Source organism: Streptomyces sp. NPDC048417 (assembly GCF_040651615.1).
GTDB lineage: Bacteria > Actinomycetota > Actinomycetes > Streptomycetales > Streptomycetaceae > Streptomyces.
Window position 1 is genome coordinate 261,513 of sequence record NZ_JBEZKI010000007.1, and the last position, 13,952, is coordinate 275,464.

Below are 13,952 nucleotides of genomic sequence, written 5' to 3' on the forward strand. Positions count from 1 at the left end.
CGTGATCGATATCAACGAGTCCGTGATGCAGTTCTTTCTGGCACTGATCGTCGTCGGCCCGCTCCTCGGCGCCGTCGCCGCCCTGCTCCCCGCCCCACCCGGGCTGAAGGGGAAGTCACCCGAACAGGCCGTGCTCCGCCACGGCGTGACCGTGACCGGCGCGATCCTCATCGCCGCGATCGTCCTCGCGCTCGGCTTCGACCACGACCATCCGTCGAGGATGCAGGCCACGACCGACATCAGCTGGATCCCCGCACTCGACGTGCGCATCCACCTCGGCATCGACGGCATCTCCCTCCCCCTCGTGGTCCTGACCGCGCTGCTGACCTTCCTCTGCGCGCTCTACTCCTACTTCAACATGCCTGCGGGCCCCTCCCCGAAGGCCTTCGTCGCACTGCTGCTCGTCCTGGAGTCCGGCACCCTCGCGAGCTTCGCCGTCCTCGACCTGCTGCTGTTCTTCCTCGCGTTCGAGACGGTCCTCATCCCGATGTACTTCCTCATCGCCCGCTGGGGCGGCGCGGGGCGGACCCAGGCCGCCTGGAAGTTCATCCTCTTCACCCTGCTCGGATCCGTCGTCATGCTGCTCGGCCTGCTCCTGATCGGAATCAAGGCGGGCACCTTCGACATGGTGGCACTCGCCACTGACAACGGCCGGTCGCTGACCACATCCGTGCAGGTCATCGCCGTTCTGGCGATCGGGATCGGGCTTGCGGTCAAGACCCCGATGTGGCCCCTGCACAGCTGGCTGCCGGACGCCCACACCGCCGCGCCGACCGTCGGCTCGGTCCTGCTGGCCGGCGTCCTGCTGAAAATGGGTACGTACGGGTTCGTCCGGATCCTGTTGCCGGTCGCGCCGGACGGATTCCGCACCTTCGCGCCGTACCTCGCCGCCTTCGCCGTGGTCGGGATCATCTACGGCTCCCTGGCCTGCCTGAACCTGGCCAAACAGGGCGCGAAGGGCGACCTCAAGCGCCTGATCGCCTACTCCTCCGTCGGCCACATGGGCTTCGTCCTGCTTGGTATCGCCACCATGACCCCGACCGGCGTCAACGGCGCCCTGTTCGCCAACATCGCCCACGGCCTCATCACCGGCCTGCTGTTCTTCCTCATCGGCGGCCTCAAGGACCGCACCGGCACGACCGACCTGGACGCACTGGCCGAAGAGACCGGTGCCGCGCTCTACGGCAAGGCACCACGCCTCGGCGGACTGATCGCATTCGCCGCCGTCGCCTCGCTCGGACTGCCCGGACTCGCCGGGTTCTGGGGCGAGATGCTGGCCCTCTTCGGCGCGTTCAAGCCCGCCGCCGGCCTCAGCCGCCCGGCCTTCCTGACCTTCATGGCGATCGCCGCCTTCGGCACCCTGCTGACGGCCGCGTACATGCTGGCCGTGGTCCGCCGCGTCTGCATGGGCGCCGCACCGCACGACATGCCGGAACTCGCCGACGTCCGCACCTACGAGTTCGCGGCCTGGACCCCGCTCGTCGCCCTCACCGTCGTCGCCGGACTGTGGCCGAAGGTCCTGCTCGGTCTCACCGACCCGGCCGTACAGCAGCTCCTCGCAGGAGGCATCCGATGAGCGCCCTGGCCCAGCCACTGGCCGCGAACCTCGTCCAGTCCGTCGACTGGCTCGCCATCGCCCCGCCCACCCTCACCGCGGTCCTCGCCCTCGCCGTCCTCGTCGCCGACCTGTTCGTGCCGGAGGCCAGAAAACCCCTCCTCGGCTGGGTGTCCGTCGCCGGACTCGCCGCGGCCGCCGTCCTGCTGCTGCCGCTCCTGGACCACGACCGCAGCACCTTCTGCCTGACCGGCGCCACGCGCGCGTGCAGCTACACCGCCGACCGGTTCACCCTGGTCGTGCAGTTCCTGGTGCTCGGCGGCGCCCTGCTCACGGCCCTGCTGTCCGTCACCACCCTGAAGGACGGCAACCGCCGCTACCCCCAGGGCGAGTTCTGGTTCCTGCTGCTCTCCTCGGCCGCCGGCGCCGCCCTACTGCCCGCCTCCCGCGACCTCGCCACCCTCATCGTCGCCCTGGAGGTCGCCTCCCTGCCCGCCTTCGCTCTCGTCGGCATCCGGCACGGCGACGCGAAATCCTCCGAAGCCGCCCTGAAGTTCTTCCTGTCCTCGGTGACCGCGACCGCGGTCAGCCTCCTGGGCATCAGCTTCGTGTACGCCACCACCGGCAGCCTCTACCTCACCCAGGTCGCCGACCGCATCCAGCACGTCGACGGCCAACTGCACACCCTCGCCCAAACGGGTGTCGTCCTCACCCTTGTGGGCTTCGCGTTCAAGACAGCCGCCGTCCCCTTCCACTTCTGGGTCCCCGACACCTACGTCGGCGCCCCGCTCCCCATCGCCGCCTACCTGTCCGTCGTCGGCAAGGCCGTCGGCTTCTCCGGCCTGATCCTGGTCACCGTCGTCGCCTTCCCGTCGTACGCCGACATCTGGGGCCCCGCACTCGCCGCCCTGGCCGCCCTCACCATGACCGTCGGCAACGTCGCGGCCCTGCGCCAGCAGGCCACGCGCGCGTACAGCGCGGTACGACTGCTCGCCTGGTCGTCGGTGGGCCAGGCCGGCTACCTGCTCGTGCCGATCGCCGCCGCCGGATACGCCAAGGACCCCCACAAGGCCGTCGGCTCCACCGTCGCCTACGCCCTCATGTACGCGGCCGTGAACCTCGGCGCCTTCACGGTGGCCGCCCTGGTCGGCCGTACGAAGGAACTCAACCGGCTCTCCGACTACCGCGGCCTGTACGGCAAGAACCCGCTGACCGCACTGCTCCTGGCGTTCTTCCTGCTGTGCCTGGCCGGACTCCCGCCCGGCATCATCGGACTGTTCGCCAAGGTCACCGTCTTCTCGGCGGCCGTCGATGCCGGCCTCGGCTGGCTGGCCGTCGTCATGGCCGTCAACGTCGTGATCGCCCTCTACTACTACCTCCAGTGGGCGGCCCTGCTGTTCCGCGCCCCCGAAGGCGACGCCGCCAGGCACCGCCTTCCGGCCCCCCTCACGGCCGCGCTCGCCCTCACCGGCGCCCTCGGCGTCGCGCTTTCCGGCGCACCCCAACTGGTGCTCCGCTTCGCCGGCACCGGCCTGTTCTGACGCCCTTGACACGCGCGTGCGGACCACCGGCGCGGGCGGGGCACGGCTTTCACCCGGACGGCTCACCCGGCGCACAGCGGACACAAGGGAACTAGCGGCCGTCGCCTGGCGTTGACCAGTGCGGAAGGGTCCACTGGACGTGACACCACGACACCGGTGGCATCGCAGATCGGAAGGCAGCACCGCAGGCAAAGGGTTCCCCTGCCGCACGACTTGGAGGGCGTACCGTGCACCGCCGGCACAACGGACTCAGAACGGCAGTTCTCCTCGGAGGGCTGTCGGCACTCATCATCGTCATCGGCGGCTTCTTCGGCCGGACGGGTCTGATCGTCGCGGTCCTCGTCGCCCTCGGTACGAACGCGTACGCGTACTGGAACAGCGACAAACTCGCGCTACGCGCGATGCGCGCGCGCCCCGTGAGCGAATTCGAGGCACCGGCCCTGTACCGGATGGTCCGCGACCTCTCCACCCAGGCCCGCCAGCCCATGCCCCGCCTGTACATCTCCCCGACAGAGGCCCCGAACGCCTTCGCGACGGGCCGCAACCCACGCAACGCCGCCGTGTGCTGCACCGAGGGCATCCTGCGCATCCTGGACGAGCGCGAACTGCGAGGTGTGATCGGCCACGAGCTCAGCCACGTCTACAACCGCGACATCCTCATCTCGTCGGTCGCCGGCGCCCTCGCCTCGGTGATCATGTTCCTCGTCAACTTCGCCTGGCTGATCCCGGTCGGCCGTTCGGACGACGACGACGGCCCCGGCATCCTCGGCATGCTGCTGATCATGATCCTGGGCCCGCTCGCCGCGACCCTCATCCAGCTCGCCATCAGCCGCTCCCGGGAGTACGAGGCGGACTCCTCCGGTGCCCAGCTCACCGGCGACCCGCTCGCCCTCGCCAGCGCCCTGCGCAAGCTGGAGGCCGGCACCAAGCAGCTCCCGCTGCCCCCCGAGCCCCGGATCGAGACCGCGAGCCACATGATGATCGCGAACCCCTTCCGTCCGGGCCAGGGACTGTCCAAGATGTTCTCGACGCATCCGCCCATGGCGGAGCGGATCGCCCGGCTAGAGAAGATGGCAGGTCGCCCGCAGTGAAGACCATCCTGAACGTCATTTGGCTCGTCCTGAGCGGCTTCTGGTTGTTCCTCGGCTACCTGCTGGCGGGCGTGATCCTCTGCATCACGATCATCGGCATCCCGTTCGGCCTAGCGGCCTTCCGTATCGGCGTCTACGCCCTGTGGCCCTTCGGGTACACGACCGTCGAGCGGCGGGACGCCGGCGCTCCCTCCTGTGTCGGCAACGTCCTGTGGCTGGTCCTCGCGGGCTGGTGGCTGGCCCTCGCCCACATCGTCACCGGTGTCGTGATGTGTCTGACGATCATCGGGATCCCGTTCGGCATCGCCAACTTCAAGCTGATCCCGGTCTCCCTGCTTCCGCTGGGACGCGAGATCGTGCCCACGGACCAGCCGTTCGCGACCCGCTGACCACACCTCATCCAGCGCTTTCCGCATACGAGTTGTCCACAGGCCCGCATCCGGGCGCAGGGTTGTCCACAGGCCGCCGCGAATGTCAGTGGCGGCCTGCATCATGAAGCCATGACCGAGATCGAGCAGTTGCTGACACGGGTGGCCGTACAGGCCCGCGACTCCCGTCCGTGGGGCTGGCCTTCGCTCCCCGCGCCCGTCGACGCAGCCACGCTCGCCCGCGCCCGCGAGGCCCTGGGCTTCCCCCTGCCACCCCTCCTCGCCGCGCTCTACGAACAGGTCGGCGACGGAGGCTTCGGCCCGTCCTACGGCCTGCTACCCCTGCTCGACGCCGCCCCCTCCGGCGAACCGGCCGCCGTCGCCCAGTACCTCGTCAACCGCGAGTACGGCCGCAAGAACCCGGAGTGGCCCTGGCCGGAAGGCGTCCTGCCGATATCCCACTGGGGCTGCGGTATGTACGCCTGCGTGGACTGCCGCACCCCGCAGGCCACGGTCCTGCTCTACGAGCCGAATGCCGACGGCGCCGACGGCGCCTGGTTCGTGGACGCGCCCACCCTCACCGACTGGCTGTGCGCCTGGCTGGACGGCACGGGCTGGTACGAGGAGACCGACGAGGGCACGGATCTGGCGCCGTGGGACGACGTCCGGATGCGCACGGTTCCGGCTCCGGAGCGCACGGCTCCGGCTCCGGCTCCGGAGCAGGCTTCCTGAGAGACCGGGCCTCCCGAGCTCGGTCGCCGGCTACCGAGCCGTCACCCGCCGCCGTACGGCGTACGCCACCGCGCCCGCGGCCAGCACGGCCGCCCCGGCGGCCACCGACACCAGCGGCAGCGCGAAGGCCAGCGCCGCACAGCCCAGCAGGCCGGCCACCGGAACCACACGGGCACGCGGGGCCGGATCGAGTGTCCAGGCCGAGGCGTTGGCCACCGCGTAGTACGCCAGCACGCCGAAGGAGGAGAAACCGATGGCACCCCGGACGTCCACCGTCGCCGCCGCCACGGCGACCACCGCGCCGACGGCCAGCTCCGCGCGGTGCGGGACCTGGAAACGTGGATGCACGGCGGCCAGCGCCGAGGGCAGGTGGCCGTCACGGGCCATCGCGAGCGTGGTCCGTGACACGCCCAGGATCAGGGCGAGCAGCGAGCCGAGCGCGGCCACCGCCGCCCCCACCCGCACCATGGGCACCAGCCCCGGCACCCCGGCCGCCCGCACCGCGTCGGCCAGCGGTGCCCCCGCCCGTCCCAGCGCGTCGGCGCCGAGCACGGAGAGCACGGCCACCGCCACGCACGCGTACACCACCAGCGCGATACCCAGGGCCAGTGGAATAGCGCGCGGGATGGTGCGCGCTGGGTCCCGCACCTCTTCGCCGAGGGTCGCGATCCGCGCGTACCCGGCGAACGCGAAGAACAGCAGCCCGGCCGCCTGAAGCACACCGCCCACACCCGATGACAGGCCGATGTCCAGCCGCCCGGCGTCCGCTCGCCCGGACGTCAGGCACACGACCACCACGCAAGCGAGGACCGCCAGCACCACGGCCACGATCCCCCGCGTCAGCCAGGCCGACTTCTGGATGCCGCCGTAGTTCACGGCGGTCAGTGCCACCACGACCGCGACCGCCACCGCGTGCGCCTGCCCCGGCCAGGCGTAGGCGCCCACGGTGAGTGCCATCGCGGCGCAGGACGCCGTCTTGCCGACGACGAACGCCCAGCCCGCGAGATACCCCCAGAAGGCGCCGAGCCGCTCCCGCCCGTACACGTAGGTGCCGCCCGACTGCGGGTAGCGGGCGGCGAGGCGGGCCGAGGACATGGCGTTGCAGTAGGCGACCAGGGCTGCGACGGCCAGCCCCGGCAGGAGCCCCGACCCGGCCGCGCGGGCCGCCGGACCCAGGGCCGAGAACACGCCTGCCCCGATCATCGCGCCGAGGCCGACGACCACGGCGTCGTGCACGCCCAGCGTGCGCCGCAGGCCGGGAGGGGAGGAAGCCATGCGCCGCACCCTACTGATCGCCGCAACCGCGGGGTGTCGCCAGGGCGTCCTCGTCATCGACAGGGCACGAACACACGCGCGGCGGCCATGTGCGGACGACTCGGACGGACTGTCCGGCACAGCCGGCCGAGAACGAAATCACAGGGCCGCAACAGTGCGAACACAGCGCGGAAGGGCAGGTTCAGGGCATGGGCATCATCAGTTGGATCATCCTGGGGCTGTTGGCCGGCGCCGTCGCCAAGATCCTGCTGCCGGGACGCGACCCGGGCGGCTTCATCGGCACGACCTTCATCGGCATCGTGGGCGCGTTCCTCGGCGGCTGGATATCGGCACGCTGGCTGGACCACCCCATCACCAAGAACTTCTACGACGGCGCGACCTGGGTCGCGGCGATCGGCGGCTCGCTGGTCCTGCTGATCGTCTATCGCCTTCTCTTCGGCAATTCGCGCGACTGAGCGTCCTTGCCGCGGGCCGGCAGGCGAGAAGGGTGGGTACCTGGGGTGCCCACCCTTGCTCGTACCTGGGCCGGCGGTGACTACCGGTAGTTCACGAACTGGAGAGCGAAGTCGAAGTCCTGGCCCTTCAGGAGCGCGATCACGACCTGGAGGTCGTCGCGGCTCTTGGAGCTGACGCGTAGTTCGTCGCCCTGGACCTGGGCCTTCACACCCTTGGGGCCCTCATCCCGGATGATCTTCGCGACCTTCTTCGCGTTCTCCTGGGAGATGCCCTCCTCGATCGACGCGAAGATCTTGTACTCCTTGCCGGAGAGCTGCGGCTCACCCGCGTCCAGCGCCTTCAGCGAGATGCCGCGCTTGATCAGCTTCGACTGGAAGACGTCGAGGATCGCCTTGACCCGCTCCTCGGAGTTCGCCTCCATCAGGATCTTCTCGCCGGACCAGGCGATCGAGGCGCCCACGCCCTTGAAGTCATAGCGCTGCGAGACCTCCTTGGCGGCCTGATTGAGGGCGTTGTCGACCTCCTGCCGCTCGACCTTCGAGACGATGTCGAAACTGGAGTCGGCCATGTCCTGTGGCTCCTTGTGTCTGGGGGCGTAACGGGATGCGTTCCGGCGCGCGACGGCGGCCGCGCCTGGTGTGGGGACCGGGCCGCATCCGCACCAGCCTAGCCACCCCACGTCTCGCGAGCGCCGATCAATCGGGTGGCGGAGCACCCCACGGGATCGGGTATTGTTTACGTCGTTGCCAGGGAGCACCGCCGAAAAACGGTTCGACTTGGTGGCAAACCCCGGCGGTGTGCCCGAGCGGCCAAAGGGAGCAGACTGTAAATCTGCCGGCTTCGCCTTCCCAGGTTCGAATCCTGGCGCCGCCACACGGGAATGAAGGGCCTGTGACCTGCGTACTACGCAGGTCACAGGCCCTTCGTCGTGCACCCCGACGGACAGCCGACTGTCTCACTCTGTCTCGCGTTCGAACGCCCTATCTCGGACTGCGTGGACGGGGCGTGGACGGGATTGTGAGCCGGTCACCCCGCCTGCTCCAGGCGAGCGGAAATCTTGGCGTTCGCTGCGCTGTCCCCGTCCTTGAGGAACTTGGCGTACACCCGAAACAGCACGGCCACGCTGTGGCCGGCGCGCTCTGCCACAAGCTGAGGCTCCACGCCCGAGCTGAGCCATGTGGACACTGCCGCGTGACGAAGATCATAAGGGCGCTTCGCCAGCACGGACTCAAATTCCGCCCGGGTGAGCGCCCGCGAGCGAGCCTCAGCCCAGACTTCGCCGTACCCGGTGTCCTGGACCAGTCCGCCGCGCATCGTCTGGAAGACACGGCCGTCGGGGGCGGCGCCGTACGCGGTGAGGTGCCAGCGCAGCAGGGCGACCAGTTCAGGCGGAATCGGCACGCGGCGGACGGCTTTCCTCGGTCGGTGCTTCAGCCCCTTCTTCTCGTGCGTCTCGCCGTTGTCCGTCCAGTCCTTGCCGGAGCGTGGGCGCGTCTCGTGGAGCCTCAGCAGGCCCCAACCCCGGCGTGGCAAGTCGCAGTCTCCGACTTGCAATCCGATGACTTCGGCCGGCCGGGCCGCTGCGTAGTACATGCAGCCGAAGAATGCTGCGAGTCGGCGACCGCGCTTGCTTTGGTCGCGAACCGCGTTCAGTAGCTTCGCCGCTTGCCCGGGGTTGGGTGCGCAGGCTGGATCTACTTCTTCGGCGACCTGCTCCGGGGCCTTCCACTTGATGCGGTCTAGCGGGTTGTCGCTGAGTAGTTCGGCGTCAACCGCATATTCGAGTGAGTTGTAGAAGATTGCGCGCTTTCGCCGGATAGTTCCAGGTGCTGCGGTCTTGCCGTCCAGCTTCTTTGAAAGGGCGCTCAGCGCGGCCCGTACGGTCAATCTGTCTGAGAGCGCAGACATGGGGAGAGACTTCTTCTCGAACCAGTTCAGCACCTTGATCACGTCGGCGGGCGTGTCCTGGTCCCACTGGTTCTTGTTGAACGCCCAGCTATAGAGGGCACGGCGGACGGTTCCCGGGTCCGGCATCCCCTTCGTGTCCTTCACGAACGCCGGAGTCACGGTCGCCATTGCTTCGGCGAGCGTCCGCCGGGTGTTGCCGGGGGAGTCGTTCCACTTCATCTCGATGTAGTTGCGGGCGTGTTCGTACCACGTGATGTCCCGCTTCTTGTCGACCATGGACTTCGGCAATCCACTGTCGACGTCGAACGGCTCGCCCTCCCGGGCCGCCGTAATGAGTTGGGCCCGGCGACTGTCCGCCAGGCCCTGGGTGAGGAACGACTCCGAGTGCGGCCGGATGCCCACCTTCCACCGGAGTTGGTAGGGCTTCCGGTAATCGCGCTTCCGAATGGCCCAGATCTTGACGGTGTAGCTCCACTCGGTCACGCGGCATCCAATTCGTCTTTGAAGGCGTCCAGGACACTTCGGCGCACGCAGATACGGCCCGACGGTGTGCGGCGCGCTTCGGGGCCGTAGCCACGGTCTCGCCACCGGTACCAGGTGGCGCGGCTGATACCGATCTCGTCCAGGGCTTCACTCAAGGGCAGCAGTTCATCCTTCGGCGCGCGGCGCCGACGGGTGGCGGTGCTCATGCGGTTGCTCCTTTGGGGGCAGTCCTCGGGGGACTCTCTGAGGGGGCGCTACTTCCGCTACCGCCGCTACCGCGCAGGTCAGGGGCCCGTTCGGGGTAGCGGGAAGGGGTAGCGGTAGCGGATGGGTAGCGACGCGGTAGCGGCAACCGGGGACCGTTGCCGCTACCGCGTAGTTGCTGGTCAGGCCAGGTTTTCGGTGCCAGGTAGCGGAGGTAGCGGACTTTCCGGGGGTGGGGGGCAGTAGCGGGCCCACGCGTCCCACAGATCGGCGGCGTAATAGCCCTTGAGGACACTCCCGGCGGTCTTGATGTTGCGGGAGGCGATCGGCTCGTTGTCCGCCGTCATGTACTCGGCGAGCATCCGCGACAACCTGCGGTTGTCGAGCGGCTTGCCGTGCAGATCGGCCCACGGCGCGTCGTCGAGGGCGTTCAGGCGGTCCAGGATGGCCACGGTGGGCAGCCGGTCGATACCGACCATGACGTGGTCACGCAGGTCGGCGAGCAGCCGGATCCCGAGACTGCCCTTGTCGTTGGCCTTGGACGCGGTCACCAGCGCCACACACGCGGCGCGGGCCCGCTCCGGCCAGCCACCGCCGACCGCGTCCGCGATGGCGAGCAGCGGCTCCCACACGTCCGCCGGGCGGTCGGTGACCCCGTCGGGCATGTTGGGCCAGGCACCCATCACGAACCCCCGCGCGTGCTCGGCCCATTGGGCGAGCCGGTCCCGGAGCTTGTGCCCTTCCCCCTCGTGGACGCGGGCCCGGAACGACTCAACACGCTCGTTGCGGGCCCGCCGACGCATCCGGATGATGACCGACCGGGTCATGATCGTGTCGGGCAGCGAGCCGAGACCGGCGACCGCGACGGCGCAGTACGAGGGGAAGGCCTGAACGGTCTGGTTGCCGCCGTCGCCGATGCACCGGTAGGTGACCCCGGTCCGGCGGTGCCCGGCGTTCAGGAACCCCCGCAGTTCCTCGTTCTCCCCCGCCTTCGGCCCGAACACCGTGTCGATCTCATCAAAGAGGATCGTCGGCCGGCCGGACGGGTTGGAGACGGAGCGGAACAGGGCGGCGGCGGACGCGTTGACCGCCGTCATGGGGGCGGGCACGAGGGTTTCCACGATCTCCAGTGCGCGGGACTTCCCCGACCCCGGTTCCGGGGAGAGGAAGGCCAGGCGGGGGGTGGAGTCGAAGCAGTCGAGCAGGTGCGCGTGCGCGTCCCACAGCGCGACGGCGACGTAGGCCGCTTCGGTGGGAAACACGTTGAACCTGCGGTGGAAGGCTTCGACGTCATCGAGCAGTGCGGCCCCGTCGGTGGTGGGGGTCATGCGGCGGCCCTTCCTTCCATGGGGGATGCGGGCGTGCCGGTGCAGGCGGCCCGGTGCGCCTCGTACTCCGTGACCAGCGCGGCGACGATGCGCGGGCCGGTGGCGGTGCCGGTCTGTCCGCAGGGGCAGGCGTAGGCGGCGGTCGGGGTGTCGCCGTAGCGCTTGGACCAGCGGGCCCCGTCGCCGTGGTCGCGGTAGAGCGGCGGGGCGTAGATCCGGATCCCGGGCCGCTCCGGCGTCGGGTCGGCCGGGTCGGTCGGCTGCGGGTCGAGGCGAAGGGCAGTGACGACGCCCTTGCGGGCGGCGCCTTTCGGCTCGCCCACGGTCGTCGGGCCCTGCGGTGAGTAGGCGTCCGGCTGGCCGGTCGGGGTGGTGGTGATGCTCTTCAGGAGGGGGTGGGAGGGGGTGCTCATGCCGCCTGCCCGGGTGCGGAGTTGTGGGTGATGGACCAGTCCAGGGCGCTGCGGAGAGTCGAGCGGCACTCGGCGGCGGACAGGCCGGCTCCCTGCCCCGCCTCCTGAAGAGCCTGCTCAACCACGTGCCGGGGGAGGTCGCCCCACGCGACGAAGCGCCCCAGAGCGCGCGCCGCCCGGAACAACGAGCTTTCCCGGGCGCCCTGTTGGGCCGTGGCCACGTTCCGGGTTTCGTTGGCGAGTGCTACATCCGCGTATCGTCGCGATTGCCCCGCTACAGCCCCTGAGGGGGTCTGTGTGGGCTTGGGGGCGGGTTGCAGGATGGCTTGGAGCCAGGACGGCAGAGGGGCCGCCACAGGAGCGCACAGGGCTTCGTAGTCCCCGGCGGGGGTGGTGCTACCGGCGGCGACGACGTACCCGCCCCATGCGCGGGTGTCGACTGAAGGGGCCACGGTCCCGGCGGTGTTGGCGAGCCGGATCCCGGCGGGGGCGGTGAAGTACAGGTGCTCACCGCCGCTCGCGGTCCGCACCCGGTAGGTGCCGGGGACGGCGTGCCCGGCGCGCTCGCAGAGCGCCGCAAAGGTCGCCGCGCCGCCAGGCGCGTCCGCACTGCCCTTGCTGTTGTCCTTGGGCACGTCCAGGTCGACGACCAGCAGACCGGAGGGGCCGGTTGCGATGCCGACGTTGAACGGGGCCCGCGACCACGCGGCGCGGATGCGGTCCGGGTCGGTCGTGGCGCGCTGTTCCCACTTCCGGTGTCCGGCCGCGCACTCCCCGGTGCCGGGGCATGCCTGCTCGCCGTGCAGGGCGGGCGGCTTGTTGCCGGGGCGTAGGGGGAAGACGTGCCATCCGCGTCCGGCCGCGTCCAAGGCGGCTCGCAACAGATGCTCCCTCATGCGGCGGCCCTCCCGTCCCGGCTCGCGGTGAGGCCGGCGCGCAGGAGTAGGCCGTAGGCGTGGTGGGCCTGTTGGGGAACCACGCCGTTGCCCAGGATCTTCAGCTGTTCCTTGCGGGGGATCCCGGGGACGGCGGTGACCCATCCGTCGGGCAGGCCCATCATCCATTCGGCGAACGCTGGCGACAGTCGGCGATTGCCGCGGGTGCCCGGTTCGGTCGGGCAGGGCGCCGGCCGTCCGGTGACGTGCTCCCACCTGCGGATGGCGGGCCCGTAGTCGATGCCGTCCGTGGAGACCCAGTCGAGCCGGTAGGGCAGGCGGTTGACGACGAACTCGTTCAGCGGGCGGGAGTTGCGCTCCAGCAGGTTGGAGGCGCCGGACTTCCAGTCCCTGGCGGCCGGTGTGGGCAGCAGGATCACGTTTCCGGCGGGGGCGCCGGCAGTCGAGTGACGGCGGTGCGCAGGTTCAGTCCGCCCTTGCGGTTCGGGCTGGTGCCGGGGCCGCCAGTGCCGTCCGAGCTGGTCGGGGTCGGCATCAGAGGGATGGGCAACTGCGAACCAGCGGTCGCGTTCGTGCGGGGCCCCGGTTTCGGGGTCACCAGCGCGTACACATGTCCACCGCGCGTCATACCGGATCGCGGCCAGGTCCGCGGCGACGACGTCCAGTCCCCGCGAGCGGAGCGCCGCCACGTTTTCCAGGAAGACGTAGCGCGGTCGAACGTGGCCCACAGCCTGAGCGACGTTTTTCCAGACCCTCGACCATTGGCCATTGATCCCGTCCTTCCGTCCGGCGTTGGAGATGTTGCGGCAGGGGAAGCCGGCGATGATGACCTCCGGCCGGTACACGTCGCGGACCTGGTCCCAGTTCACGGCGGTGATGTCCCCGAGGTTCGGCACGCCGGGATGACGTGCGGCGAACACGGCGGCGGCGTGGGGGTCGTTCTCGGCGAACGCGGCGAGTCGGCCGCCGATGCCGGCGCGGATCGCGGTTTCCAGTCCGCCGTAGCCGGCGCACAGCGCCAGCAGGCAGAGAGGCGAGTCGACCGCTCGCCTGATGTGGGTGAGTTGGGTCATCCTGGATGTCTCCAGTTCCTTGATGGGTGACTGGCGAGCGAGGGCGACCCCGGTTCTTGGCGGAGTGGGGGTCGCCCTTGGCATAGCTAGTGGTCGGGGTCGGGGTGCCGGAGGCAGTCGCCCTCGCCGAAGTCGTCGCAGACGCATGCGGCTTGCCGGGCGTACTGCTGGCGGACGTAGCCGCGCGGGTCGTGGTCGGCCTGGTCCAGGAGGTACGGGGCCATGGGCACTCGGTCGGTTTCGAGCATCAGGAGCATCCGGGCCGACGTGAGCGCGGTCTCCGAGGTGTCGCCGGACCCGTCCGGTTCGTCCAGCAGGGCGATGCGGTCCAGGAGGGCGGCTTTGCGGAGGTAGAAGACCCGGTCCAGTTCGGTGAAACATGCGGCGGTGGCGAGGGTGCGGGCGGTCCACCCGATCTCGCTGACGATGCTCGGGGCGTGGACGTACGCGGTGTCCGGGGTCGGGAAGGGTTCCGGGTCGGGCCGGTGGTCGGCGGTGACGTACAGGCGGGTGCGCTTGCCGTCCCGGGTCGGGTAGGCGCGCACGGCGCCGGCGGTGAACGTGCCGGTGAGTGCGGCGGTGACGCGGTCGGTGTCGTCGGGGTCGCAGATGACGCGGATCTCGAACAT

General features: G+C 70.0%; 15 protein-coding genes and 1 tRNA gene. 7 read left to right on the forward strand and 9 right to left on the reverse strand.

Translation table 11 applies throughout. The features are described 5' to 3' along the window. Position 1 precedes the first annotated feature (1 nt). The 5 genes from AB0D59_RS13875 (at position 2) to AB0D59_RS13895 (ending at position 5,287) form a co-directional block, all read left to right on the forward strand. A complete protein-coding gene (locus AB0D59_RS13875) occupies positions 2–1,576 on the forward strand; it encodes an NADH-quinone oxidoreductase subunit M (RefSeq protein ID WP_362564526.1) in 1,575 nt (524 codons plus the stop codon). Continuing rightward, positions 1,573–3,096: an NADH-quinone oxidoreductase subunit N gene (locus tag AB0D59_RS13880; protein ID WP_362564528.1), complete on the forward strand. Its 1,524-nt coding sequence runs from the start codon at positions 1,573–1,575 to the stop codon at positions 3,094–3,096. Before AB0D59_RS13875 ends, AB0D59_RS13880 begins: the two co-directional genes overlap by 4 nt. Positions 3,097–3,323: 227 nt before the next feature. Continuing rightward, positions 3,324–4,187 (forward strand): zinc metalloprotease HtpX, encoded by an 864-nt coding sequence (htpX, locus tag AB0D59_RS13885; RefSeq protein WP_362564530.1) that lies wholly within the window; start codon positions 3,324–3,326, stop codon positions 4,185–4,187. After that, positions 4,184–4,576: a YccF domain-containing protein gene (locus tag AB0D59_RS13890; RefSeq protein ID WP_362564532.1), complete on the forward strand. Its 393-nt coding sequence runs from the start codon at positions 4,184–4,186 to the stop codon at positions 4,574–4,576. Before htpX ends, AB0D59_RS13890 begins: the two co-directional genes overlap by 4 nt. A 111-nt stretch (positions 4,577–4,687) precedes the next feature. Then, the gene (locus AB0D59_RS13895) at positions 4,688–5,287 is read left to right on the forward strand and encodes an SMI1/KNR4 family protein (RefSeq protein WP_362564534.1); all 600 of its coding nucleotides are present in this window, start codon (positions 4,688–4,690) and stop codon (positions 5,285–5,287) included. A gap of 30 nt (positions 5,288–5,317) precedes the next feature. Here the strand turns inward: AB0D59_RS13895 and AB0D59_RS13900 are convergent, their stop codons facing one another. After that, positions 5,318–6,562 carry an amino acid permease gene (locus AB0D59_RS13900; protein ID WP_362564536.1) on the reverse strand — a complete coding sequence of 415 codons (1,245 nt, stop codon included), beginning with the start codon at positions 6,560–6,562 and terminating at the stop codon, positions 5,318–5,320. A 188-nt stretch (positions 6,563–6,750) separates the two neighbouring features. Here AB0D59_RS13900 and AB0D59_RS13905 point away from each other — a divergent pair, with 188 nt between their 5' ends. Then, positions 6,751–7,017 (forward strand): GlsB/YeaQ/YmgE family stress response membrane protein, encoded by a 267-nt coding sequence (locus AB0D59_RS13905; protein WP_362564538.1) that lies wholly within the window; start codon positions 6,751–6,753, stop codon positions 7,015–7,017. An 80-nt stretch (positions 7,018–7,097) separates the two neighbouring features. On the opposite strand, the gene AB0D59_RS13910 is transcribed toward AB0D59_RS13905, so the two are convergent. After that, positions 7,098–7,586: a YajQ family cyclic di-GMP-binding protein gene (locus AB0D59_RS13910; RefSeq protein WP_362564540.1), complete on the reverse strand. Its 489-nt coding sequence runs from the start codon at positions 7,584–7,586 to the stop codon at positions 7,098–7,100. A 223-nt stretch (positions 7,587–7,809) separates the two neighbouring features. On the opposite strand from AB0D59_RS13910, the gene AB0D59_RS13915 reads away from it, so the two are divergent. Then, positions 7,810–7,891: transfer RNA gene (locus AB0D59_RS13915), tRNA-Tyr, on the forward strand. Between the two features lie 153 nt (positions 7,892–8,044). Here the strand turns inward: AB0D59_RS13915 and AB0D59_RS13920 are convergent. From AB0D59_RS13920 to AB0D59_RS13950, 7 genes are all read right to left on the reverse strand, one after another. Next, on the reverse strand, positions 8,045–9,409 hold the full coding sequence (locus tag AB0D59_RS13920; protein WP_362564542.1) for a site-specific integrase: 1,365 nt from the start codon (positions 9,407–9,409) through the stop codon (positions 8,045–8,047). After that, complete coding sequence (locus tag AB0D59_RS13925; RefSeq protein WP_362564544.1) at positions 9,406–9,615, reverse strand: helix-turn-helix domain-containing protein; 210 nt, start codon at positions 9,613–9,615, stop codon at positions 9,406–9,408. Before AB0D59_RS13925 ends, AB0D59_RS13920 begins: the two co-directional genes overlap by 4 nt. Positions 9,616–9,795: 180 nt before the next feature. Next, positions 9,796–10,941 carry a DUF3631 domain-containing protein gene (locus AB0D59_RS13930; protein ID WP_362564546.1) on the reverse strand — a complete coding sequence of 382 codons (1,146 nt, stop codon included), beginning with the start codon at positions 10,939–10,941 and terminating at the stop codon, positions 9,796–9,798. Beyond that, entirely contained in the window at positions 10,938–11,354 is a 417-nt protein-coding gene (locus tag AB0D59_RS13935) for a hypothetical protein (RefSeq protein WP_362564548.1), read from the reverse strand. Before AB0D59_RS13935 ends, AB0D59_RS13930 begins: the two co-directional genes overlap by 4 nt. Beyond that, positions 11,351–12,250 carry a bifunctional DNA primase/polymerase gene (locus AB0D59_RS13940; RefSeq protein WP_362564550.1) on the reverse strand — a complete coding sequence of 300 codons (900 nt, stop codon included), beginning with the start codon at positions 12,248–12,250 and terminating at the stop codon, positions 11,351–11,353. The genes AB0D59_RS13935 and AB0D59_RS13940 overlap by 4 nt, the downstream gene beginning before the upstream one ends. Continuing rightward, complete coding sequence (locus AB0D59_RS13945; RefSeq protein ID WP_362564552.1) at positions 12,247–13,323, reverse strand: DNA cytosine methyltransferase; 1,077 nt, start codon at positions 13,321–13,323, stop codon at positions 12,247–12,249. Before AB0D59_RS13945 ends, AB0D59_RS13940 begins: the two co-directional genes overlap by 4 nt. Positions 13,324–13,409: 86 nt before the next feature. Then, complete coding sequence (locus AB0D59_RS13950; protein WP_362564553.1) at positions 13,410–13,952, reverse strand: hypothetical protein; 543 nt, start codon at positions 13,950–13,952, stop codon at positions 13,410–13,412.

What these genes read in the sequence shown, in the direction of transcription:
- AB0D59_RS13880 (WP_362564528.1), top strand. Translation starts at nt 1,573, where the DNA reads ATGAGCGCCCTGGCCCAGCCACTGGCCGCGAACCTCGTCCAGTCCGTC.
- AB0D59_RS13895 (WP_362564534.1), top strand. Translation starts at nt 4,688, where the DNA reads ATGACCGAGATCGAGCAGTTGCTGACACGGGTGGCCGTACAGGCCCGC.
- AB0D59_RS13900 (WP_362564536.1), bottom strand. Translation starts at nt 6,562, where the DNA reads ATGGCTTCCTCCCCTCCCGGCCTGCGGCGCACGCTGGGCGTGCACGAC.
- AB0D59_RS13905 (WP_362564538.1), top strand. Translation starts at nt 6,751, where the DNA reads ATGGGCATCATCAGTTGGATCATCCTGGGGCTGTTGGCCGGCGCCGTC.
- AB0D59_RS13910 (WP_362564540.1), bottom strand. Translation starts at nt 7,586, where the DNA reads ATGGCCGACTCCAGTTTCGACATCGTCTCGAAGGTCGAGCGGCAGGAG.
- AB0D59_RS13925 (WP_362564544.1), bottom strand. Translation starts at nt 9,615, where the DNA reads ATGAGCACCGCCACCCGTCGGCGCCGCGCGCCGAAGGATGAACTGCTG.
- AB0D59_RS13930 (WP_362564546.1), bottom strand. Translation starts at nt 10,941, where the DNA reads ATGACCCCCACCACCGACGGGGCCGCACTGCTCGATGACGTCGAAGCC.
- AB0D59_RS13935 (WP_362564548.1), bottom strand. Translation starts at nt 11,354, where the DNA reads ATGAGCACCCCCTCCCACCCCCTCCTGAAGAGCATCACCACCACCCCG.
- AB0D59_RS13940 (WP_362564550.1), bottom strand. Translation starts at nt 12,250, where the DNA reads ATGAGGGAGCATCTGTTGCGAGCCGCCTTGGACGCGGCCGGACGCGGA.
- AB0D59_RS13945 (WP_362564552.1), bottom strand. Translation starts at nt 13,323, where the DNA reads ATGACCCAACTCACCCACATCAGGCGAGCGGTCGACTCGCCTCTCTGC.
- AB0D59_RS13950 (WP_362564553.1), bottom strand. Translation starts at nt 13,952, where the DNA reads ATGTTCGAGATCCGCGTCATCTGCGACCCCGACGACACCGACCGCGTC.